General features: G+C 61.2%; 1 protein-coding gene and 1 other annotated feature. The gene reads right to left on the bottom strand.

The window, feature by feature from the left end:
- Nucleotides 1–38: 38 nt before the first annotated feature.
- Nucleotides 39–1,270, bottom strand: a protein-coding gene (locus L810_RS41075; protein WP_155836480.1) for an IS3 family transposase whose coding sequence is annotated in 2 segments (ribosomal slippage) — nucleotides 39–979 and nucleotides 979–1,270 — 1,233 coding nt in all. Because the reading frame shifts where the segments join, the coding sequence is not laid out codon by codon here.
- Nucleotides 873–989, bottom strand: a sequence feature (AL1L pseudoknot). (Overlaps the previous gene by 117 nt.)
- Nucleotides 1,271–1,320 lie beyond the last annotated feature (50 nt).

Below are 1,320 nucleotides of genomic sequence, written 5' to 3'. Positions count from 1 at the left end.
GAACCGCACCGGGAATCGTGGAGGCTGGTTGGTTTAAGTTATGCGGGCACATCAGTGGTAGTTCTGAGCTGCCCGTAGTAGTTTGCCTCAGCCTCGGCAGGAGGGATATAGCCCAGCGGTTCCATCAATCGATGATGGTTGTACCAGGCCACCCATTCCAGTGTCGCCAGCTCGAGGGATTCCCTCGTTTTCCATGGGGCGCGCCGATGAATCAGTTCCGTCTTGTACAGGCCATTGATCGTTTCAGCCAGCGCGTTATCGTAGCTGTCGCCACGGCTGCCAACGGAGGGTTCGATGCCCGCTTCGGCCAGACGCTCGCTGTAGCGAATGCTGACGTATTGGGCTCCTCTATCGGAGTGATGTATCAAAGTCCCGTCGTCGCCCGGTTGCCGCGCGTACAGTGACTGCTCAAGTGCGTCCAGAACGAAGTCCGTGGTCATCGACGAGCTGACGCGCCAGCCTACGATACGGCGAGCAAACACGTCGATCACGAACGCAACGTAAAGCCAGCCCTGCCACGTCGAGACATACGTGAAGTCCGACACCCAAAGCTGATTCGGCCGGTCGGCCCTGAATTGCCGGTTGACCCGGTCCAGCGGGCGCGGGGCACTCGCATCGGCAATCGTCGTGCGAACACGCTTGCCGCGCACTGCGCCACGCAGACCTTGCAGCTTCATCAGCCGAGCGACCGTGCAGCGCGCGACCACAATGCCTTCCCGGTTCATCTGCTTCCAGATCTTCGGCACCCCATAGACCTGCATGTTGGCCTGCCAGACGCGCTTGATCTCGGGTTGCAGAATCTCATCGCGTTTCGCGCGAGCGCAGCGTCTGGACGGATCGCGAAGCTGTGCCGCATGGCGTCGGTAGCCCGACGGGGCAATCCGCAAGACCTTGCAGATCGGCTCGACCCCGAAGGTGTCGCGATGCTGATCGACAAAGGCCTTCAGGACTTGAAACGGCGGTCGAGCTCCGCCTGGGCGAAAAACGCGCTCGCGACCTTGAGAATCTCGTTGGCACGGCGCAGCTCCTTGACCTCGCGCTCCAGTGCTTTGAGGCGCTTGCGCTCGTCTGTGGTCACGCCATCGCGCTCGCCCTGGTCGATCTGGTCGCGCTTGATCCATTCGTGCAGCGTCTGCGGCGTGCAGCCGATCATCGGTGCAATCGATTCGACCGCTGCCCACATCGACGGATGTTCGCTACGCTGCTCGCGCACCAGGCGTACCGCGCGCTCGCGGACTTCCGGGGAAAACTTGGTTGCCTTCTTGTTCATGGCTCCATTCTCTCAGGAGTTGGAGCCTCCACAAAATCCGGTGCGGTTCA

Origin of the sequence: Burkholderia sp. AU4i (genome assembly GCF_000466765.1) — a bacterium.
Taxonomy (GTDB): Bacteria; Pseudomonadota; Gammaproteobacteria; order Burkholderiales; family Burkholderiaceae; genus Burkholderia; species Burkholderia cepacia.
Note: the sequence above shows the minus strand (reverse complement) of the source record. Positions and strands in the feature narration are given on the sequence as shown.